This window comes from Amycolatopsis sp. NPDC005232 (genome assembly GCF_040607795.1).
Lineage (GTDB): Bacteria > Actinomycetota > Actinomycetes > Mycobacteriales > Pseudonocardiaceae > Amycolatopsis.
In genome coordinates, this window is sequence record NZ_JBEXHL010000027.1 from 118919 (window position 1) to 138551 (window position 19633).

Here is a 19633-nt window from a genome sequence, read left to right on the forward strand (position 1 = left end):
GTTCGCGGCCGCGGTAGGCGCCGTCGCGCGGAGCGGGCCGGACGCGTCCGCTGAGGGCCACTGAGGACGTTCCGGCCGCCCGCACGGGACTCGCGCCCGCGGCCCGATCCCGTTGGCCCGTAACGAAGCAACCCTGCCCGCACCCGTGCGTCCAGGGTGTAGCGGCCACCGGGACACCTACCGAAGACCGGGGCCGAACAGGTGATCATTTCGGGTGCGAACGGTCCAACCTGCGACATCGCCCCAGGCGTCTCGGGATCGGCTGAGACGGAAACGCACACGCGCTGCGGACGCGCCTTGTGAAGCTGTTAGAGTCGGCGACACGCTTCGGGACCACTGTGCCCTGAGGCGTTCCTGGCTTGCCTGCCAGTGAGCTGTGTTCCCGCCGGCCTCGTGCCGGCCAAGCCGATCGTCGGTAGGACAGCCGACGACGCCGAGGAGGTCCCCCGCGTGCTCAGCGCCTTCCGCTCGGCTCTCGCGACGCCGGATCTACGCAAGAAGATCCTGTTCACGCTAGCCATCGTCGCGGTCTACCGGATCGGTGCCGCCATCCCGGCCCCGGGGATCTCGTTCTCCGCCGTGCAGGCCTGTAGCTCTCAGGCCGACCAGCAGGGCGTCTACCAGCTGCTGAACCTGTTCAGCGGTGGTGCGCTGCTCCAGCTGTCGCTGTTCTCGACCGGCATCATGCCGTACATCACGGCGAGCATCATCATCCAGCTGCTGACCGTGGTGATCCCGCGGTTCGAGGAGCTGAAGAAGGAAGGCCAGGCCGGCCAGAACAAGCTCACGCAGTACACCCGGTACCTCACGATCGCCCTGGCGATCCTGCAGGCCACCGGCGTTGTCGCGCTGGCCGACCGCGGCACCCTCTTCCAGGGCTGCCAGCAGCAGATCATCCCGGACAACAGCGTCTACTCGCTGGCCCTGATCGTCTGCACGATGACCGCCGGCACGGCCGTCATGATGTGGCTGGGTGAGCTCATCACCGAGCGCGGCGTCGGCAACGGCATGTCCGTGCTGATCTTCCTGAACATCGCGGCCCGCATCCCCACCGAGGGTGCCAACATCCTGAGCAACGGCGGCGGCATCGCCCTGGTCATGATCGTCATCTTCGGCTTGGTGATCATCGCGAGCGTCATCTTCGTGGAGCAGGGGCAGCGCCGGATCCCGGTGCAGTACGCCAAGCGCATGATCGGCCGCCGGATGTACGGCGGCACATCGACCTACCTGCCGATCAAGGTGAACCAGGCCGGTGTCATCCCGGTCATCTTCGCGTCGTCACTGCTGTACCTGCCGCAGCTGCTCAGCCAGCTCATCGGCGACCCGAACAGCAACTCCGGCTGGCAGTCCTTCATCCAGAACTACCTGGTCAACCAGAGCAGCTGGGTGCACATCCTCGCGTACTTCGCGTTGATCATCTTCTTCACGTACTTCTACATCACGATCACGTTCAACGTCGACGAGCGTGCGGACGAGATGAAGAAGTTCGGTGGGTTCATCCCGGGTATCCGCCCGGGCCGCCCCACCGCCGAATACCTGAGCTATGTCCTCGGCCGCATCACGCTGCCGGGCTCGCTGTACCTGGGCATCATCGCGATCCTCCCGAACTTCTTCCTGTCCCTCACCGGCAGCGGGAACAACCAGAACTTCCCGTTCGGTGGCACGGCTGTGCTGATCATGGTGGGTGTCGGCCTCGACACCGTGAAGCAGATCGAAAGCCAGCTGATGCAGCGCAACTACGAAGGGTTCTTGAAGTGACGCGTGTGGTTCTCGTCGGCCCGCCCGGCGCGGGTAAAGGTACGCAGGCGGTGGCCCTGTCGGAGCAGCTGCGGGTTCCGCACATCTCGACGGGTGACCTGTTCCGCGCGCACGTCGGTCAGGAGACGCCGCTCGGCCAGGAGGCCAAGCGCTACCTCGACTCGGGTGAGCTCGTCCCCGACTCGGTGACCAACGAGATGGTCCGCGAGCGGCTCGCCGAGCCCGACGCGAAGGCCGGCTTCCTGCTCGACGGTTTCCCCCGCAACACGAAGCAGGCCGAGGTCCTCGGCGAGATGCTGAAGGAAGCCGACTGCGCGCTCGAGTCCGTGATCCAGCTGCAGGTGCCTGAAGACGTCGTCGTGTCCCGGCTGATGGCCCGTGGCCGCGCCGACGACACCGAAGAGGTCATCCGCCGCCGTCAGCAGATTTACTGGTCAGAGACGGCTCCGCTGCTGGAGTACTACGCCGGCATCCTGGTGGCTGTCGACGGCGTGGGCGACGTGCAGGAGATCTCGGACCGCGTGCTGAAAGCGCTGCGCGACCGCACGTGAATCTCGGAGGGTTGCGTGTTCTGCAAGTGCTCCGCCGTGGGCGCATGATCGAGGTCAAGACGCCGGGCGAGCTGCAGGCGATGCGGGCGGCCGGGCTGGTCGTCGCGAGGACGCTGGCCGCCGTGCGCGAGCGTGCGCAGGTCGGTGTCAGCACCGCCGAGCTCGACGAGCTGGCCGAGCAGACGATCCGCGACGCGGGGGCTGTGCCGTCCTTCAAGGGTTACCACGGTTTCCCCGCGTCGATCTGCGCGTCGGTGAACGAGCAGATCGTCCACGGCATCCCGTCGAGCCGGCAGGTGCTGGGCGACGGTGACCTGATCTCGGTCGACTGCGGCGCCATCCTCGACGGCTGGCACGGCGACTCCGCCGTGACGCTCGCGATCGGCGCCGTCAGCGAGAAGGACCTCGCGCTGTCCGCCGCCACGGAGAAGTCCATGTGGGCCGGCATCGAGGCCGTGCGCGCGGGCGGGCGGCTCACCGACATCTCGTTCGCCGTGCAGACCGCGGCCGAGAAGGCGGGCCGTGACAACGGCGTCGAGTACGGGATGATCCTCGAGTACGGCGGCCACGGCATCGGCCGCCAGATGCACATGGACCCGTTCCTGCCCAACGTCGGCAAGCCCGGCAAGGGCCCGCGGCTCAAGGTCGGCATGGCGCTCGCGATCGAGCCCATGCTCACCGGGGGCGGCGGCGAGACCGTGGAGCTCGAGGACGGCTGGACCGTGGTCACGGCCGACGGCTCCCGCGCATCGCACTGGGAGCACACCGTCGCCATCACCGAGGACGGTCCCTGGGTGCTCACCGCGCCCGAAGAGGACTGACGAGGGCTGGCACTGCCACTCACCCGGCTGGAAAGTTCACCTGACCAGGCGATTCTCGCCGGTCGGCTCGTTTTCAGGCATACTGGAACCCTGGCGCCCGACCGCCGGCTTGTAGCACAGTTACCCCCCGTTTGGGGGTCGCGACACGAGTCGCGTACTCTGTCAAGTCGGCGTACTCATCGCGCCGGTTCCTGCGCGCTCGTGAACTCTCGCGAACACTCGGAGTCGGGGTGGAGTGTGCCGGAGCAGCACCCCAGTAAGCAAGGGACTCGAGCTCAAACCGATCACGCTGTGTGCATCAAGCGTGCATTCAGGGATTGCGGAGGACATGGCTAAGAAAGACGGGGCCATCGAGGTCGAAGGCCGCGTGGTCGAGCCGCTCCCCAACGCGATGTTCCGCGTCGAGTTGGAGAACGGCCACAAAGTTCTTGCCCACATCAGCGGCAAGATGCGGCAGCACTACATCCGCATCCTGCCCGAGGACAGGGTCGTCGTGGAGCTTTCGCCCTACGACTTGTCTCGTGGTCGCATCGTCTACCGCTACAAGTGATCACGAAGAGCTGAGAAGAAGCAGGAGAGTCGGAGACGTGAAGGTCCAGCCGAGCGTCAAGAAGATCTGCGACAAGTGCAAGGTGATCCGCCGCCACGGACGGATCATGGTGATCTGCGAGAACCTGCGTCACAAGCAGCGTCAGGGCTGAGCACTGCACTTCAGCAGAGCGGATTGACGGCTACACACCCTCCCCGCACCTGCCGGGCCGCGTGAGCGGTCCGGTTCACCCCCGGACTTCAGGCCGGGGCCGGGACACCCGCAGCGCAAGCGGCGGGCACGACAGGCGAGTCGGTTCCGGAACCGGACGGGGAGAAGACCTGAAGACGAAATCGAAGAAGGAGCTATAGCGCCCATGGCACGACTCGCTGGCGTAGACCTCCCCCGCGAAAAGCGGTTGGAGATCGCGCTGACCTACATCTACGGCATCGGCCGTACGCGCTCGAAGCAGATGATCGCCGCCGCCGAGCTGAACGCGGACACCCGCGTGAAGGACCTCAGCGACGACGACCTCATCAAGCTTCGCGAGTACATCGACGAGAACTTCAAGGTCGAGGGTGACCTTCGCCGTGAGGTGAACGCCGACATCCGTCGCAAGATCGAGATCGGCACCTACCAGGGCCTGCGCTGGCGTCGTGGTCTGCCCGTCCGCGGTCAGCGGACCAAGACCAACGCCCGCACCCGCAAGGGTCCGAAGAAGACGGTCGCCGGCAAGAAGAAGGCTGGCAAGAAGTGAGCCTCAAGGGCAAGAAGGTCGTGCAGATGGGCGGCGGGAACCGTCGCGGCACGGCTTGTGTCTCGCCCAAGGCGCTCTACGCCCGCCCGATGGCGCTGCGCAACCTGTACACCGACGCCGGGTCGATCATCCGGCGCGGACAGGCCGAAGCGGCCGCCGCTCACCAAGAGAACGCGCGCTAACAGGAGAACCCTCAGAACATGCCACCGAAGTCTCGTACTGCGGCGGGGGCCAAGAAGGTCCGCCGCAAGGAAAAGAAGAACGTTGCGCACGGTCACGCGCACATCAAGAGCACGTTCAACAACACCATCGTCTCGATCACGGACCCCACGGGCGCTGTGATCGCGTGGGCGTCGAGTGGTCACGTGGGCTTCAAGGGCTCGCGCAAGTCCACCCCGTTCGCCGCGCAGATGGCCGCCGAGAACGCCGCCCGCAAGGCTGCCGAGCACGGCATGAAGAAGGTCGACGTCTTCGTGAAGGGCCCGGGTTCGGGCCGCGAGACGGCGATCCGCTCGCTGCAGGCCGCCGGTCTCGAGGTCGGCACCATCCAGGACGTGACCCCGCAGCCTCACAACGGCTGCCGCCCGCCCAAGCGGCGCCGGGTCTGAGGAACGGGGAGGAGTAAGAAGAAATGGCTCGTTACACCGGCCCCGCGACGCGTATTTCGCGTCGCCTCAAGGTTGACCTCATCGGCGGCGACCAGGCTTTCGAGCGTCGCCCCTACCCGCCGGGCCAGCACGGCCGCGGGCGCATCAAGGAGTCCGAGTACCTCCTGCAGTCGCAGGAGAAGCAGAAGGCTCGCTACACCTACGGCGTTCTCGAGCGCCAGTTCGTCCGGTACTACAAGGAAGCCGTCCGGCGTCCCGGTAAGACCGGTGAGAACCTGCTGCAGATCCTCGAGTCCCGGCTGGACAACGTGATCTACCGCGCCGGCATCGCCCGCACACGCCGCCAGGCGCGCCAGCTGGTGAGCCACGGCCACTTCCTGGTCAACGGCGTGAAGGTCAACGTCCCGTCCTTCCAGGTCTCCAAGTGGGACATCATCGACGTGCGGCCGAAGTCGTTCACGATGCTGCCCCTCGTGGTCGCGAAGGAGTCCTTCGGCGAGCGCCCCATCCCGGCGTGGCTGCAGGTCGTCCAGTCCAACCTCCGCGTGCTGGTCCACCAGCTGCCGGAGCGTGCGCAGATCGACGTTCCGGTTCAGGAACAGCTGATCGTCGAGCTCTACTCCAAGTAGTTTTTGGGGGTCCAGGGGGCTTGCCCCCGGCCCGGGTCTGGGGCTCGGCCCCAGAAGACTCAAGTAACACAGCTTCCGGGCTGAGTTACGGGCGGCGGCGCCCGAAGTGCGCCGCCGCCGCGCCATCCCTTCGACGTCATATGGCGGGCGTCGTCTGGAAAGGAATTAGGAAAAATGCTGATTTCCCAGCGGCCGGCTCTCGGCGAAGAGACGGTCAACGAGACCCGCTCCCGGTTCACCATCGAACCGCTGGAGCCCGGCTTCGGCTACACGCTCGGCAACTCGCTGCGGCGCACGCTGCTGTCGTCCATTCCGGGCGCGGCCGTGACGAGCATCCGCATCGACGGCGTGCTGCACGAATTCACCACCGTTCCCGGGGTGAAGGAAGACGTCACCGACATCATCCTGAACCTCAAGGAGCTCGTGGTGTCCTCGGAAGAGGACGAGCCGGTCACCATGTACCTGCGCAAGCAGGGCCCCGGTGAGGTCACGGCTGCCGACATCGTGCCCCCGGCCGGCGTCACCGTGCACAACCCGGACCTTCACATCGCGGCGCTGAACGGCAAGGGCAAGCTCGAGATCGAGCTCGTCGTCGAGCGCGGCCGCGGTTACGTTCCGGCCCTGCAGAACAAGCAGGCCGGCGCCGAGATCGGCCGTATCCCGGTCGACTCGATCTACTCGCCGGTGCTGAAGGTGACGTACAAGGTCGAGGCCACTCGTGTCGAGCAGCGCACCGACTTCGACAAGCTGATCCTGGACGTCGAGACCAAGCCGTCGATCACGCCGCGCGACGCGGTCGCGTCGGCGGGCAAGACGCTGGTGGAGCTGTTCGGTCTCGCTCGCGAGCTGAACGTCGACGCCGAAGGCATCGAGATCGGCCCTTCGCCGCAGGAAGCGGACACCATCGCCGCCTACGCGATGCCGATCGAGGACCTGGACCTCACCGTCCGGTCGTACAACTGCCTCAAGCGCGAAGGCATCCACACGGTGGGCGAGCTCGTCTCGCGCAGCGAGGCGGACCTGCTCGACATCCGCAACTTCGGTGCGAAGTCGATCGACGAGGTCAAGCTGAAGCTGGTCGGTCTCGGCCTGGCGCTCAAGGACAGCCCGCCCGGGTTCGACCCGACCGCGGCTGCCGCCAGCTACGACGGTGAGGGCTGGTCGGGAAGCGTCGCCGGTATCGGCGGCGGGATTTCGGACGAGGGCCACGACGATGGCCAGGACTACGCAGAGACGGAGCAGCTGTAAGGCCGCGTAGGCCTGGAGCTGTGCAGCTGAACTAGGAGAACCAATGCCCACCCCTACCAAGGGAGCCCGGCTCGGCGGCTCGTCCGCGCACGAGCGGCTGATCCTGGCCAACCTGGCCTCGCAGCTGTTCGAGCACGGCAAGATCACCACGACCGAGGCGAAGGCCCGCCGGGTGCGCCCGCTGGCCGAGAAGCTGATCACCAAGGCGAAGCGGGGCGACCTGCACAACCGTCGCCAGGTGCAGAAGGTCGTGCGTGACAAGGACGTCGTGCACAAGCTCTTCGCCGAGATCGGTCCGCACTTCGCGGAGCGCGCCGGCGGTTACACCCGCATCACCAAGACGATGCCGCGCAAGGGCGACAACGCCGCCATGGCCGTCATCGAACTGGTCGCGGAGAAGACCGTGACGTCGGAAGCCGAGCGGGCTCGCAACACGAAGTTCGCGAAGGACGAGAAGCCGGCCGAGGCCGCCGTGGTCGAAGAGACCACGTCGGAAGAAGCCGTCGCCGAGGCTCCGGCCGAGGAGACCACCGAGGCCGCGGCTTCGGAGGAGGCTTCGGCCGAGTCGGACTCGGACGAGGCCGCTGACGACGCGGACGCCAAGAAGGACTGAAGTCCTGACGGCACAGTCGACACCGGACGAGCCCGCCACTCCCTCCGGGGAGGGCGGGCTCGTTCGTCTGCGCTTGGACGTGTCCTACGACGGCACGGACTTCTCCGGCTGGGCCCGCCAGCCCGGCCGGCGCACCGTGCAGGCCGAGTTGGAAGCGGCCCTGCAGCGCCAGCCTCCGGGCGCGTCCGTGCCCAAGTCCGTGGTCGTCGCGGGCCGTACGGACGCCGGGGTGCATGCGACGGGTCAGGTCGTGCATGTCGACGTCGTCCCGCTGGAGCCCGGTGCTCCCGGCCGCGTGCCGGTTGACGCGCACGGCATCCCGGACCTCACGCGCATGACGGGCCGCTGGAACAAGCTGATGCCCGCAGACGTGCGTGTGCTCCGCGCCCGCGTCGCCCCTGCGGGCTTCGACGCCCGCTTCTCGGCCATCCGCCGCCACTACCGCTATCGCGTCTCAGACGCGCCGTGGGGCGTCGATCCGCTGCGCCGCAACGACACCCTCGCCTGGGGCCGTCCACTGTCGACGGACGCGATGAACGAGGCCGCCGCGGACCTGCTCGGCCTGCAGGACTTCGCCGCCTACTGCAAGCAGCGCGAGGGCGGCACCACGATCCGTGAGCTGCAGCAGCTGGAGTGGACGCGGCTCGACGAGCACCTGCTGGAAGTTCGCGTCTCCGCCGACGCCTTCTGTCACTCCATGGTCCGCAGCCTCGTCGGCGTGCTGCTGATGGTCGGCGACGGCCGCCGTCCCCGCTCCTGGCCCGCCGAGGTCCTCTCCAGCGGCAAGCGGGACAGCGCCGTCGCCCCGGCCCACGGCCTCACGCTCACCGCCGTGGACTACCCACCGGACGCAGAACTCGCCGCGCGCGCGGAGCAGACGCGCAACGTCCGCTCCGCCGAAGACCTGTAGCTTCTCTCCGCATGGGGGAGCACCAGGACGAGACCAGGGCGGCCTATGACGGCGTCGTCGAGCTGTACGCGTCGCTCTTCGCCGACCGGCAGCTGGAGACGATGCCGTTCACGCGGACCATGGTCCGCACCTTCGCCGAGCTGGTTGCCGCGACCGGCAACTCGCGCGTAGCCGACATCGGCTGCGGTCCCGGGCACATCACCGCGTTTCTGGCCGACCAGGGGCTGGCCGCCCGGGGCCTCGACCTGTCTCCTGGCATGGTCGAGCACGCCCGGAAGTCGTTCCCGGCGCTGAGCTTCGACGAGGCCCGGACGGAAGCCCTGCCGCTCGGGGACGGCTCCCTCGGCGGCGTGGTTGCCCATTACTCGTTGATCCACACACCGCCGGCGGAAGTGCCCGCGCTGCTTGCCGAGCTGACGCGTGTCCTGGCCCCGGGCGGCCTGGCGCTGGTCTCGTTCTTCGCGACCGACGGCCTGGAGCCGATCCGCTTCGACCACAAGGTCGCACCCGCCTACAGCTGGCCGGTCGACCGCTTCGCCGAGCTGCTCGCCGACGCCGGCCTCGCCGAGTCCGCCCGCCTCGTCCACGACCCGCGATCCGAGCGGGGTTTCCTCGACGCGCACCTGCTGGCCCGCCGCTAGCGGACTCGTGGCGGCGTACGGGCATCAAGGGGCGGCCTATCGGTGGCGCGCCACGCCGCGGGGGTGATGACCTGGGGTGGTCCTCGCTCGCGAGCCAAGAAGGAGATTTGCCATGGCGACGTTCGTCCTCGTGCCCGGTGCGTGGCACGGTTCCTGGACGTTCGAGTCGGTCATCCCGCTGCTGGAGCGTGCCGGTCACACCGTCCACGCCCTGACCCTGACGGGATTGCGGCCCGACGATGACGACACGACGGTTGCGAGCGCCAACCTCGACACCCACGCCGACGACGTCGTGAGCCTCCTGGATCGCGCCCGGATCACCGACGCGACACTGGTCGGCCACAGCTACGGCGGGATGGTGATCTCCGCCGCTGCCGACCGCGCGGGCGGCAGCGTCTCGCGTCTGGTTCACCTCGACGCCTACGTTCCGCGCGATGGCGAGTCGTGCTGGTCGTTGACCACCGACGCCTACCGGCAGTCCTTCGTGGCCGGTGCGGCCGACACGGGCCACACCGTCCATCCGCCCTTCCGCGCCCCGCACGGCGGCGATCCCCGCCGCCGGCCCCACCCGCTGGCCTCCCTCGTGCAAACGATCCGGCTCACCGGCGTCGTCGATCGCGTGCCCCGGCGCGACTTCGTCTACTGCTCCGGCTGGGAAGACGGCACCCCCTTCGCCGGACTCCGCGCCCGGCTCCAAGCCGATCCGGGCTGGCGCGTCCATGACCTCCCGACCGCCCACAACGCGATGCGGGAGGCCCCGGGTGCCGTCGCCGAGCTACTGATCTGAACAAAGCGAAGGCCTCCTCGAACGTGTCGAGGAGGCCTTCACCACAAGCGAAACCGGCTCAGTCGCCCCGGCGCACCGGGCCGAGCAGCTGTTGTTCCTTCTGCGTCGTCACCAGGCGCAGCGGACGCCACAGGTTGCGGCCCAGCGCCACGACCTGGTCGTCCTTCAGCGTGGTCAGCTGGCGCATCATCTGCGGCGGCAGGCGCCAGATGCGGGCCGCCAGCTCGGCCTGGCCGGCGGGCAGGCGCTGCATCAGCACGAGGTCCGCGGCGTTGGCCGTCGCGCCGGCCTGCGGGTGCAGGTACGGCAGGACGTAGACGGTCGTCTGCCACGGCGAACGCGGCGGGAAGAGGTCCTGCGGGGTCGGGCCGCCGTCGGTGACCACGAGCAGCGGCGCGTCCTCCGACGGGCGCGGCAGCTCGACCGGCGACAGACGCCGGATCTGCACCAGGGGCGAGGGCCGGCCGTCGCGGTTGCCGGCGGCCTGGGAAAGCACCTGCCAGGCCGCGGGACGCCCGGTGGCCACAACCACCCACGCACCGACGGCCATCGCGCGCAGCGCCACCTGACGGGCCAGGTACAGCCCGCCCACGAGCACGATGCGCGTCGGCGTGGAGCGCAGGGCGGAGATGGTGAGCGGTTCGCCCTTCAGGCCTGAGCCGAGGACGATGCCGCCGCGGTCGCCCGAGGGGCTGATCGCGTCGAGCATCGCGGGGTCGACGGTGAACTCCGGGGCCACGCCAGGGTTCTGCCCGGCGTCGCGAAGGCGCGTGCTCATGCCGTACCTCCGATCGGCAGGGTCGCGGCGAACGCGGAGATCTGCAGGCCCCGCAACGGCGTCAGGTCGACGTCGAGCCGCTCCGAAATGGACTTGAGTCGCTGGTCGGCGGCCTCGAGCTCACGCGGGTTGCGGGCGCTCACGCGCACCACGCCGCGCAGGCCGATGCGGCCTTCGTCCGCGGCGGGGGAAATCGACATGGCGACCGTGGCCGATAGCGCGCGCACACTTGTGAGCGCGTCGAGGCTGCCGGTGATCTTGCCCTTCGGCCAGCTCGTGATCGCGTAGCTGGAGTGCCCGATGCCGGCCGCCGTGACGCCCGTCCAGCTCTCCTGCAGCGTGACCTTCGTCGACGAACCCGCGACGGCCGTGAGCTCCGCGGCGGAGATGCTGGCGCGCAGCAGCTCGTCCGGGTCCAGGGGCCGCGTCGGCACGCCCTGCGACTCCAACGCGTTGCGCACGCGCGACAGCGCTCCGATCAGCGCGCGGTGGGCGCCGACGACGCCGCCACCGCGTTCCCGGATCGCCTCCGCGCAGCGGCGCGGGTCGAGGCGGATCGCGATCCACGTGGTGCGCCGGGCCGCCGCGGGCAGCGGGCCGAGCACCTCCATGTACGAGCTGAGCGCCGGCGAGTCCGACGGCAGCGCCGCGGAACCCGGGTAGCTGTGCCAGATCATCTGGATCGAGTCGAGCACCACACCGCGGTCCTCGAGGCACGGCGCGAGCGCCGACAGCGGCAGGCTCGGCGCGCCGCCGGCCTGGGTGATCAGCGCGGGCGTCGGCTCCACGAGGAGCACCGCCGTCCACGTGCCGTCGTTCCAGGCGAGGCCGACCTGCTGGCGCTCGTGGTCGACGCCGTGCGCCACCACGAGGTCCGGCACGGCCAGGCGCAGCAGGTTCACGCGCGCGTCGTCCGGGCCCGTCACCGTGGTGTTCTCCGCGGCCAGCTCTTCGAGGCTGCTGGGCGGCGGCGGGGTCGCGACGCGGTCGTGCGAACGGAAGCGGTAGCGCAGCGTGAGACCGAGCCACTGGGTGAACCAGCGCCCGCCCCAGCGCAGGAACGCGAAGATGAGGAAAACGGCGGCGACGCCGATGGCGATGTACTTCAGCTGGTCGGTGTTGATCGCGAGCAGCACGAGTCCGATCGCGACACCCACCTCGAGGAGCACGAGGTTCGCCACGGGCAGCGGGCCGAGGTTGATGCCGCCGGACCGCTGACGCGAAGGCGGGGACATGCGGGTCGCGGTCGCGGTGCCACCGCCCTGCGGCGAGCCACCGGAACCGGGGCCGTCAGGACCGGGTCCGCCTGAACCGCCGCCGGGCCCGCCAGGTCCCCCCGGACCTCCAGGGCCACCGGGTCCGCCAGGGCCGCCAGGTCCTCCGGGCCCACCCGGGCCTCCACCACGGGGGCCGGGCCCGCCGGGTCCTCCGGGGCCACCGGGTCCGCCCGGGCCACCGGGTCCACGCGGGACTCCGCCGGGGCCGCCCGGTCCGCCCGGCACGCCACCGGGTCCGCCCGGTCCGCCTGCTCTGCCCGGCCGCTGCGGCGGACCCGGAGGACGTCCTCCGGGTGGCGGTGGCCCGGGGGGCCCTGGCGGACGTGGAGGCGTGGTGACGGACATCCGCGCGTTCTCTTCCCCTCGTGAGTGCTACGTTCCCGGAAAGCCGGTCCCGAGGTGTCCGACCCTAGCTTGAGTTGGTAGAAACCCCACACCAGACGGTCCCCGTACGGCTATCCTGCGGAACCGTACCGCGACGGGGAGGACTGTAGGTCGAGAATGCCATCAACACCCACGACTAAGAGTCAGGTTCAGGCCTACAAGTTCGTCATGCGCCGGATGCAGTCGGCGCTCGTCCGCCGCGACGCGGTGATGCTCCACGACCCGATGCGCACGCACTCGCGGGCGACCGTCGTCGGGGTGATCCTCGGTGTGCTCGGCGCGGTCGTTTTCGTGTTGATCGCCCTGCTCAGCCCGGCTCCCGCCGTGCCGGCGTCGGGCGGCATCGTGATCGGTGAGCAGTCCGGCACCGTCTACGTGGTCACGGGCAATCCGCAAAAGCTGATTCCGACGTTCAACCTCGCTTCCGCGCGCCTGATCTTGCTCGCGCAGTCGCAGCAGCAGACGCAAGGCGCACAAGGCGGAGCGCAGCCCGCGTCGAATGCCGCGCCGGCCGCGGCGGTGATTCCGACCGTCGTCTCCGATGAACAGCTCAAGAATATTCCGCGCGAGAAGCTGACCGGCATTCCCGATGGGCCACAACTTCTGCCCGATACAACCCAGCGCATTTCCCCCAACTGGGCGGTGTGCGACCAGGTGGCGCTCGACCCGCGGCTGCCGCAACCCGACAGCGTGCACCGCACCGACACCACCGTGATCGGCGGCGTCGCGAACGTCGGCACCGAACTCGCGAAGGGCCAGGCGCTGCTCGCCCGCGCGGACGACGGCAAGACCTACCTGATCTACCGCCTGCAGGCCACGCAGGCGCGGCCCGACGCCAACACCGTGCGCGCCGAGGTCGACCTCGGCGACAACGACCCGGTGCGGGCGGCGCTGCAGCTGCCGGCCAAGGCACGCAAGGCTTCCCAGGCGTTCCTCAACGCGATCCCCGACGTCGGCAAGCTGGTGCCGCCGGTCGTCGAGGGTGCCGGTGAAGCGCCGCAGCAGGACTTCGACGGCCTCACCGTCGGCGACGTGTTCTCCACGACTCCGTCGGGCGCACAGCCGGACTTCTGGCTGATCACCCGCAACGGCATCCAGAAGGTGTCGTCCGCGGTCGCCGACATCGTCCGCACGGCGAAGAACGGCGGCGGGACCAAGATCACCGACCTCGGCCTGGAGAAGATCAACAACGTCCCGCGGCTGCAGCCCACCGATGCCGGGTTCGTGAAGGTCGACAACTACCCCGAGCAGACCCCGACTGTGCTCGACGCCACGCAGGGCTCGCCGGTGGCGTGCCTCGGCTGGTCGTTGGACGTCAACAAGAAGACGGCCCACACCTCGGTGTACGTGAGCAAGGGCCTGCCGGCCGAGACGACGAACGCCGACGGCTCGAGCAAGATCCAGAGCGTCAGCAACACCGGGCCGAACGGCCTGCCGATCACCGGCTTCTACATGCCGCCGGGCTTCGGCGCCGTGGTGCAGTCGGCCACCGAGTCGAGCGCGACGTTCTTCAAGGGCCCCATCCAGCTGATCAGCGACCGCGGCCTCCGGTACGGCGTGCCGGACCAGGCGACGGCCGCCGCGCTCGGCCTGACCGAAGCGCAGCCCGCGCCGGAGTCGATCATCGGTCTGCTGCCCACGGGTTCGTCGCTGAACACGCAGGACGTGATGAAGCAGTTCGACTCGGTGCCGATCGACCCGAACGCGGGTTCGTTCCAGCCGCCGCCCAACCAGCAAGCCGGTCAGCCGGCCGGGAACTGAAGCGGGTTCGCGTCCGTCACACTCGAAGACAGTCGGGTGAGCGGAGGGATGTCGTGGCAGCGAGGAACAACGCGCTGAACATCGACGGCGAAATCGTCGGCGGCTACGCGGCCAAGGTCGCGGTGGCCGCCGACGAGCTGGACACGGCCGCGGCAGGCGTCGGTGCGGGAGCGATCACGGTCGAGGCATACGGCGACCTCGGTGGCCGGCTCGGCCTGGACCAGTCGTACGCGCAGGCGTCCGGGGCGTTGCGGCAGCAGCTGCAGGCAGGCGCGGCCGCGCTGCGTTCGGCCGCGGAGGCGCTGGACCAGCTCACCGCCGGTCACGCCCAGCGTGACGCCGATGCGGCCGAGCAGATCAAGCGCGCCGGGGGGCTGTCGTGACCGAGCCGTCGCTGACGTTCGTGTCGGAGCTCGCGGGTGAGCTCGGCGTGACCGACCCCGTCGAGACGTACTACCGGCCGCTCGTCGGCCGCTGGACCGAGCTCGACGAAGAAGCGCAGCGCCTGCGCACCGCGGCGAAGACGGCGGGCGGCGTTTCCGCCGACCTGGCCGACGAGCTGGGCCGGCTCGACGCGTCGTGGTCCGGGGAGGACGCCGACGCGTTTGTCACCTACCTGGGTGAAATCCGGTCCGCGAGCGAAGGCGTCGAAGACGCGCTGGACGAGCTGGCGGGCGCGCTGGAGGAACTGGCCGGATCGCTGCGCAAGATCGTCGGCGACGCCGCCGACGTGCTCGTGGACTCGGCCGACCTGCTGTCGGAGTCGGCGATGCTGCCGGTCGGTGGCGTCAGCCGCTCGCGCACGCAGCTGCGCGAGACCGAGCAGTCGGTGAAGTCGCTCTACGACGCGGCGGAGGACGTGCTGCAGCACTTCGCGCAGCTGTGCAACGGCGTGGACGCACCGGCGGGGGAGCAGTCGAGCATCGCCGTGCGGCAGCACTACCCGCGGGAGCAGTTCCGGCTGCACGGAGGCGATTCCGCGCCGGCGCAGCAGCCCTCAGCGGTCACCGCGGGGCCGTCCACATCGGAGCAGCCGACGCACGACGGCGCGGCTCAGCAGGCCGCAACTCACCTCGGCGCGGTCCACGCGGAAGCCGCGACCGCAGCGACCCATACCGACGCCACGACACCGTCGGCCGACGACTCCGTTTCGGCGTCCGCGGCCGAGGAACCCCACCAGGGCAAGGAAACCGGCGCGGACCCTCGCCTCACGCAGGGCCAGGCGGGCGTGCCGCCGATCGGGCCCGAAGGGCTTGCCCCGGCGCCCGCGCCGGTCGCGCAGAACGAGTCCGGCGGCATGTCGATGATGCCCATGATGCCGATGGGAGGCATGGGCATGGGCGGCGGCGGGATGGGCGGCGGCGGTGGCGGCACGCGCCAGGCCAAGAACCGCACGCCCGCCAAGCCTTCCGAGCTCCTCGGTGATCCCGCGCCGGTCACGCCACCCGTGATCGGCGAGGACCCTCAGAAGCCCGCCAAGGCCAAGAAACCCCAGAACTGACCGAAGGGGCCGTCCACCGCATTTCCGCGGTGTACGGCCCCTTCAGCGTCTTCGGTCGGGTACTGCTCAGCTCGGCGGGCCGGTCGGGCGGTTGCGCCGGATCGTGTGCATCACGAAGAGCGTGATCAGCAGCGCCACGATGCCGCCGCCGGTGCCGGCCAGCGCCACGATCATCGGCGTCGAGCTCATCGAGTCGGCCGGCGGCAGCACCGCCGTCTGCACCACGGGTTTCGGCTTCGCGAGCTCGCCGACGTCGTTCGGCAGGTTCGCGGTGAGCGCGGCCACGGGGTCGATCACGCCGTAGCCCACGAAGTCGTCTCGCCCGCCCGGTGCGGCCGGGTGCTGCGCGGTGGTTTCGATGCGCTGGATCACCTGGCGTGCGCTGAGCTGCGGGTACATCTGGCGCACGAGCGCGGCCACCCCGGCCACGTACGGCGAGGCGAAGCTCGTGCCCTGGATCGGCGACTGCTGGGTGCCATCGATGGTCAGGTTGGCCAGGCCCGTCGAGCCCTCGGCCGGGTCGAGCGACACGATGTCGGTGCCCGGCGCGGCCACGCCGACCCACGGCCCGTGCACGCTGAACGACGCGACGCCGCCGGTTTCGTCGATCGCGCCGACCGACAGCACGTCGTCGGCGAACCACGGCGGCGTGACGATCGAGCGCGGCTTGTTCGGGTCGGCCTGGTCGTTCTGCGGGCAGTCGTCGGAGACGTTGCCCGCGGCGGCGACGACAACCACGTTGTGCTCGGCCGCGAAATGCACCGCGGCCTGCACCTGCTGCTCGCCCGTCTGGATGCTGCCGGTCCCGTCGGCCGCGCGGCAGTGGTCCACCGACATGTTGATCACGCTGGCTTCGCCCCGCTGGGCGATGCCGTGGATGATCTCGGCCAGCGTCTGCAGCGTGCCCGCAGTGCCTTCCTTCTGCAGCTGACGGGTGTCGCCCTTGTCGTCCTGCTGGGGAGCGGTACCGCCCTGCTCACCGCCGACCTGGCCGCCACCGCCGCCGTTGCCCGGGAGCTGGCCGCCGTTCTGGCCACTGGGCGGAGTGTTGCCGTTCTGGTTGCCGGGCGGAGTGCCGGTGTCACCGGGCTGCCCGGTGTTGTTCGAGGCGTTCTCGTCGACGGCGTAGTTCGAGCTCAGCTGCCGGTACGAACGGATCGTGGCGTCGGGCGCGACCCCGATGAAGCCGACCTTCGGGTCCTGCGGGTTGCCCGCGATGATGCCGGCGACCTCGGTGCCGTGGCCGTCGCAGTCCTGCAGCCCGGGCAGGGCGCCGTTGTCCGGCGTCGCGACGTAGTCACCGCCGCTTTCGACCCGGCTCTGGAACCACGGGTGCGGTGTGACGCCGGTGTCGACCACGGCGACGGTGATGCCCCCGCCGACCGTGCCCTTGGCCGAACGCACGATCTGCTGGGCCTTGTCCAGCTGCAGGTAGCTCTGGCCCCACGGGATCGTGTTGATCTCGATGTTCTGCCCGAGGCTGCGCTTCACGCACTCGGTCTTCTTCTGGTAGGGCTTGTCCGGTCTGCGGTCGTCGTTCGGCAGCACGCTGTCGTCCACCTGCGGCGGAATGGCCCACGTGCCAGCGGCACCGGTGTCCTGCTGGGCCGACGCGGGCGAGACGAGCGCGAACGGCGACAGCACCCCCAGCCCGGCCGCGAGCAGGACGACACCCGTGCGGCCACCGATCCCGAGCCGCCGGACGAGCGGACGTCGCGCGCGCATCTGCTGCCTCACTTGAGGTTCAGGTGGCGCAGCGTCGTGTAGAGGTCCATCACGCCGAGCGCGAGCGGCAGCACGACCGCGATGCAGATCGCCTCGAGGATCTCCACGGTGCGCCGCAGCGGCGGCGAGAAGCGCTGGTTCGGGAAGATCACACCGACCACGAGCGAGCCCGCGGCGACCACGATCAGGGCGCCGAACACGTACAGCAGCCGGAACTCCGCCGTGGTGGCGAAGAGCCAGCCGACGAGGATGCCGGCCGCGGACACCATGCCGGTGGTGAGCAGCGCGATGGCCTGCGCGCCGTTGGCGTACGCGCGGGCGCGCAGCAGCAGCACGAGGGTGGCGATCACCCCGAGGATGACCCCGAAGTAGCCCGGTGCGGTCGCGGCGAACACGGCGGAGATCGCCGTGGTGGCGCCGCAGCCGATCATGAGGCCGGTCATGTAGTCGTGGGCGATCGCGGTGCGCTGCTCGATGGCCTCGTAGTCCGGGAAACCGGAGTCTTCCTTCAGCTCCTCCGCGGTGCTGGGCACGTGCGGCAGCGGGAGCTTCGCGAGCCAGATCGTGGCGCGCGGCAGGATCGAGATGCAGGCGAGTGACACGGCGACCGCACCGGCGCCCACGCCCGCGGGAGTCGCGCCGGGCACGAGCGTCGCGACCAGGAACGCGATCGCGCCGAAGGTGCCGGCCGTCGCCGCGGCGATGAAGATGCGGATGCCGGCGCCGATGATGAGGATGCAGACCGCCGAGACGATGAGCACGAGCACCGCGCCCAGCAGCAGGTTCGCGCGGACCGAAAGGCCGGGCACGATGTAGAAGCCGCTCACGAAGGCCAGCGGCAGGCCGCCCGCGGCGGCGATCAGCACGCCGGTGCCTTCGGCCTGGTAGCCCTTCGCGAGCGTCGCGCCGATTGCCACGCAGGCGATCGCGCCGAGGCCGCCGGCGATGGCCGCGGCGAGCGCGCTGCCGCCGTAGAGCGAGCCGCTCATGAACAGCGCCAGCGCCGAGATGAACAGCGCGAGGCCGCCCGCCACGTGCCCGAAGCGGCGGGCCGTCTCCTTGGTCCACGGGCGGAAGCTGTCGGGCGTCGACTCGGCGATGGCGTCGACCACGTCGTCGTACAGCGGCGGCGGCGGGTTCTCGTTGCGCTTGCGCAGCTGCAGCAGCTCGCCGTCCACGACGCCGAGCGACGCCAGCGTGCGGCTCGGGTCGAGCGGGGCGTCGCCGAGCTTGGCCAGTGCCCAGCCGCCGTGGCGCGCGCCGCCGTCGGGCGAGGTCTCCTTGGCCATCTCCAGCAGCATCGGCAGCAGGTCGGCCACCGCGACGTCGGCCGGTAGCGCGACGTCGATCCGGGTGTTCGGTGCGACCACCGTCACCCTGCTGAATACCGTCGTGCCCGTTGCCACTAGATGCCCCCGCTCTGAAGAGTCAACTCCCGGGGCAACTTATACCGAACCCTGGAGCCGGGATCATCGACTGTCCGAAAATCCTTGGCGAAAGTACACCTGCCGGACGACGGACGGGCGGCGCGACCAGGTGGGATCGGGCGATTCGGGTCTTCGCTGTCGGTGGTGGGCCGTACACTCCGGGGATCAGAGGAAACGGGTTCGCGGGCGAGGTGCCGGACGTGCCGGTGTCCGTAAGTATCCGACGAGGGGGCAAGCTCGGTGCACTTCCGGGCGTTGGCCGGAAATCCCCGGCGACGTTCGATAGGTTGTCACGCGCGCCCGAGCGCAGGAGCCGGCCGGCAATCGTCGAGTTGGAATAGAGGGGTCCTTCGATGAGCACGCTTCAGTTCAAGAAGTCGCCGAGGTTGGCGGCGCCGCGCCCGCCGGGCGGCGAGGTGCACCTCGAACCCCCACCCGAAGTACCCCGCACGATCCCGGGCAACATCGTCGCGAAGGCGATTCCGGGCGTGATGATCTTCGCCTCGCTCGGGATGATGGTCTTCATGTTCACGGCGGGTGGCAAGAACCCGACCACGATCATGATGAGCGGCATGATGCTCATGGGCACCGTCGGCATGCTCGCCGGTGGTGGCGGCAAGGGCGGCGGGGCCAAGAAGGCCGAGATGGACGAGGACCGCAAGGACTACCTGCGGTACCTGGGCCAGATGCGCGACCGCGCCCGCGAGGCGATGGTCGATCAGCGTGCCGCGCTGGAGTGGGTGCACCCCGACCCGCAGTCGTTGTGGTCGCTGGCGGCGAGTCGCCGTATGTGGGAGCGCCGGCAGAACGATCAGGATTTCCTGCACTTGCGCGTCGGGCGTAGCTCGCATCGCCTCGCCACGCGGCTGGTGCCGCCGCAGACCGGCCCGGTCGACGAGTTGGAGCCGATCGCGACCCTGGCGCTGCG

At 69.7% G+C, this 19633-nt stretch carries 21 protein-coding genes and 1 pseudogene; 18 read left to right on the forward strand and 4 right to left on the reverse strand.

The genetic code is table 11. The features are described 5' to 3' along the window. Window positions 1-450: 450 nt before the first annotated feature. The 14 genes from secY to ABZU76_RS37370 all read left to right on the forward strand — a co-directional run bounded on the left by secY (window position 451) and on the right by ABZU76_RS37370 (window position 9852). Window positions 451-1758, forward strand: coding sequence for a preprotein translocase subunit SecY (gene secY, locus ABZU76_RS37305; RefSeq protein ID WP_354878543.1), 1308 nt, complete (start codon window positions 451-453; stop codon window positions 1756-1758). Continuing rightward, window positions 1755-2309, forward strand: a complete 555-nt coding sequence (locus tag ABZU76_RS37310; protein ID WP_354878496.1) for an adenylate kinase — start codon at window positions 1755-1757, stop codon at window positions 2307-2309. Before secY ends, ABZU76_RS37310 begins: the two co-directional genes overlap by 4 nt. A 44-nt stretch (window positions 2310-2353) precedes the next feature. Then, a complete protein-coding gene (map, locus tag ABZU76_RS37315) occupies window positions 2354-3130 on the forward strand; it encodes a type I methionyl aminopeptidase (RefSeq protein WP_354878498.1) in 777 nt (258 codons plus the stop codon). Between the two features lie 328 nt (window positions 3131-3458). After that, the gene (gene infA, locus ABZU76_RS37320; RefSeq protein WP_004558881.1) at window positions 3459-3680 is read left to right on the forward strand and encodes a translation initiation factor IF-1; all 222 of its coding nucleotides are present in this window, start codon (window positions 3459-3461) and stop codon (window positions 3678-3680) included. Window positions 3681-3717: 37 nt separating this feature from the next. After that, on the forward strand, window positions 3718-3831 hold the full coding sequence (gene rpmJ, locus ABZU76_RS37325; RefSeq protein ID WP_004558882.1) for a 50S ribosomal protein L36: 114 nt from the start codon (window positions 3718-3720) through the stop codon (window positions 3829-3831). Between the two features lie 204 nt (window positions 3832-4035). Continuing rightward, window positions 4036-4416 (forward strand): 30S ribosomal protein S13, encoded by a 381-nt coding sequence (gene rpsM / locus ABZU76_RS37330; protein ID WP_220246095.1) that lies wholly within the window; start codon window positions 4036-4038, stop codon window positions 4414-4416. After that, window positions 4413-4598, forward strand: a complete 186-nt coding sequence (locus ABZU76_RS37335) for a hypothetical protein (protein ID WP_354878502.1) — start codon at window positions 4413-4415, stop codon at window positions 4596-4598. The genes rpsM and ABZU76_RS37335 overlap by 4 nt, the downstream gene beginning before the upstream one ends. A gap of 18 nt (window positions 4599-4616) precedes the next feature. Next, window positions 4617-5024 (forward strand): 30S ribosomal protein S11, encoded by a 408-nt coding sequence (rpsK, locus tag ABZU76_RS37340; RefSeq protein WP_004558885.1) that lies wholly within the window; start codon window positions 4617-4619, stop codon window positions 5022-5024. A 23-nt stretch (window positions 5025-5047) separates the two neighbouring features. Beyond that, on the forward strand, window positions 5048-5653 hold the full coding sequence (rpsD, locus tag ABZU76_RS37345) for a 30S ribosomal protein S4 (RefSeq protein WP_220246097.1): 606 nt from the start codon (window positions 5048-5050) through the stop codon (window positions 5651-5653). Window positions 5654-5827: 174 nt separating this feature from the next. Further along, window positions 5828-6901: a DNA-directed RNA polymerase subunit alpha gene (locus ABZU76_RS37350; protein ID WP_220246098.1), complete on the forward strand. Its 1074-nt coding sequence runs from the start codon at window positions 5828-5830 to the stop codon at window positions 6899-6901. Window positions 6902-6944: 43 nt separating this feature from the next. Beyond that, complete coding sequence (gene rplQ, locus ABZU76_RS37355) at window positions 6945-7514, forward strand: 50S ribosomal protein L17 (protein ID WP_220246099.1); 570 nt, start codon at window positions 6945-6947, stop codon at window positions 7512-7514. Between the two features lie 73 nt (window positions 7515-7587). Then, on the forward strand, window positions 7588-8424 hold the full coding sequence (gene truA, locus ABZU76_RS37360) for a tRNA pseudouridine(38-40) synthase TruA (protein ID WP_354878507.1): 837 nt from the start codon (window positions 7588-7590) through the stop codon (window positions 8422-8424). 11 nt (window positions 8425-8435) lie between these two features. Continuing rightward, window positions 8436-9065 (forward strand): class I SAM-dependent methyltransferase, encoded by a 630-nt coding sequence (locus ABZU76_RS37365; protein WP_354878510.1) that lies wholly within the window; start codon window positions 8436-8438, stop codon window positions 9063-9065. A gap of 112 nt (window positions 9066-9177) precedes the next feature. Next, window positions 9178-9852: an alpha/beta hydrolase family protein gene (locus tag ABZU76_RS37370; RefSeq protein ID WP_354878513.1), complete on the forward strand. Its 675-nt coding sequence runs from the start codon at window positions 9178-9180 to the stop codon at window positions 9850-9852. Window positions 9853-9910: 58 nt separating this feature from the next. Here ABZU76_RS37370 and ABZU76_RS37375 read toward each other — a convergent pair whose 3' ends face one another. Both ABZU76_RS37375 and eccE read right to left on the reverse strand, forming a co-directional pair. Continuing rightward, a complete protein-coding gene (locus ABZU76_RS37375; protein WP_220246102.1) occupies window positions 9911-10630 on the reverse strand; it encodes a hypothetical protein in 720 nt (239 codons plus the stop codon). Continuing rightward, window positions 10627-11865, reverse strand: a complete 1239-nt coding sequence (gene eccE / locus ABZU76_RS37380; protein ID WP_354878516.1) for a type VII secretion protein EccE — start codon at window positions 11863-11865, stop codon at window positions 10627-10629. Before eccE ends, ABZU76_RS37375 begins: the two co-directional genes overlap by 4 nt. A gap of 543 nt (window positions 11866-12408) precedes the next feature. Here eccE and eccB point away from each other — a divergent pair. Genes eccB through ABZU76_RS37395 form a run of 3 tightly spaced genes read left to right on the forward strand, consistent with a single transcriptional unit; the run spans window position 12409 to window position 15553 of the window. Beyond that, the gene (eccB, locus tag ABZU76_RS37385; RefSeq protein ID WP_354878519.1) at window positions 12409-14052 is read left to right on the forward strand and encodes a type VII secretion protein EccB; all 1644 of its coding nucleotides are present in this window, start codon (window positions 12409-12411) and stop codon (window positions 14050-14052) included. A 53-nt stretch (window positions 14053-14105) separates the two neighbouring features. Further along, complete coding sequence (locus tag ABZU76_RS37390) at window positions 14106-14435, forward strand: hypothetical protein (protein ID WP_354878522.1); 330 nt, start codon at window positions 14106-14108, stop codon at window positions 14433-14435. After that, entirely contained in the window at window positions 14432-15553 is a 1122-nt protein-coding gene (locus ABZU76_RS37395) for a WXG100 family type VII secretion target (RefSeq protein WP_354878525.1), read from the forward strand. The genes ABZU76_RS37390 and ABZU76_RS37395 overlap by 4 nt, the downstream gene beginning before the upstream one ends. A gap of 66 nt (window positions 15554-15619) precedes the next feature. Here ABZU76_RS37395 and ABZU76_RS37400 read toward each other — a convergent pair whose 3' ends face one another. Next, window positions 15620-17278, reverse strand: coding sequence for a S8 family serine peptidase (locus tag ABZU76_RS37400; protein ID WP_354878528.1), 1659 nt, complete (start codon window positions 17276-17278; stop codon window positions 15620-15622). Between the two features lie 8 nt (window positions 17279-17286). Next, window positions 17287-18654, reverse strand: coding sequence for a type VII secretion integral membrane protein EccD (gene eccD / locus ABZU76_RS37405; RefSeq protein WP_220246107.1), 1368 nt, complete (start codon window positions 18652-18654; stop codon window positions 17287-17289). A 404-nt stretch (window positions 18655-19058) separates the two neighbouring features. Here eccD and ABZU76_RS37410 point away from each other — a divergent pair. Then, window positions 19059-19633 (forward strand): annotated as a pseudogene (locus ABZU76_RS37410) (type VII secretion protein EccC); the annotation flags it as partial.

What these genes read in the sequence shown, in the direction of transcription:
- map (WP_354878498.1), top strand. Translation starts at nt 2,354, where the DNA reads ATGATCGAGGTCAAGACGCCGGGCGAGCTGCAGGCGATGCGGGCGGCC.
- infA (WP_004558881.1), top strand. Translation starts at nt 3,459, where the DNA reads ATGGCTAAGAAAGACGGGGCCATCGAGGTCGAAGGCCGCGTGGTCGAG.
- rpsM (WP_220246095.1), top strand. Translation starts at nt 4,036, where the DNA reads ATGGCACGACTCGCTGGCGTAGACCTCCCCCGCGAAAAGCGGTTGGAG.
- rpsK (WP_004558885.1), top strand. Translation starts at nt 4,617, where the DNA reads ATGCCACCGAAGTCTCGTACTGCGGCGGGGGCCAAGAAGGTCCGCCGC.
- rpsD (WP_220246097.1), top strand. Translation starts at nt 5,048, where the DNA reads ATGGCTCGTTACACCGGCCCCGCGACGCGTATTTCGCGTCGCCTCAAG.
- ABZU76_RS37350 (WP_220246098.1), top strand. Translation starts at nt 5,828, where the DNA reads ATGCTGATTTCCCAGCGGCCGGCTCTCGGCGAAGAGACGGTCAACGAG.
- rplQ (WP_220246099.1), top strand. Translation starts at nt 6,945, where the DNA reads ATGCCCACCCCTACCAAGGGAGCCCGGCTCGGCGGCTCGTCCGCGCAC.
- ABZU76_RS37365 (WP_354878510.1), top strand. Translation starts at nt 8,436, where the DNA reads ATGGGGGAGCACCAGGACGAGACCAGGGCGGCCTATGACGGCGTCGTC.
- ABZU76_RS37370 (WP_354878513.1), top strand. Translation starts at nt 9,178, where the DNA reads ATGGCGACGTTCGTCCTCGTGCCCGGTGCGTGGCACGGTTCCTGGACG.
- ABZU76_RS37375 (WP_220246102.1), bottom strand. Translation starts at nt 10,630, where the DNA reads ATGAGCACGCGCCTTCGCGACGCCGGGCAGAACCCTGGCGTGGCCCCG.
- eccE (WP_354878516.1), bottom strand. Translation starts at nt 11,865, where the DNA reads ATGTCCCCGCCTTCGCGTCAGCGGTCCGGCGGCATCAACCTCGGCCCG.
- eccB (WP_354878519.1), top strand. Translation starts at nt 12,409, where the DNA reads ATGCCATCAACACCCACGACTAAGAGTCAGGTTCAGGCCTACAAGTTC.
- ABZU76_RS37400 (WP_354878528.1), bottom strand. Translation starts at nt 17,278, where the DNA reads ATGCGCGCGCGACGTCCGCTCGTCCGGCGGCTCGGGATCGGTGGCCGC.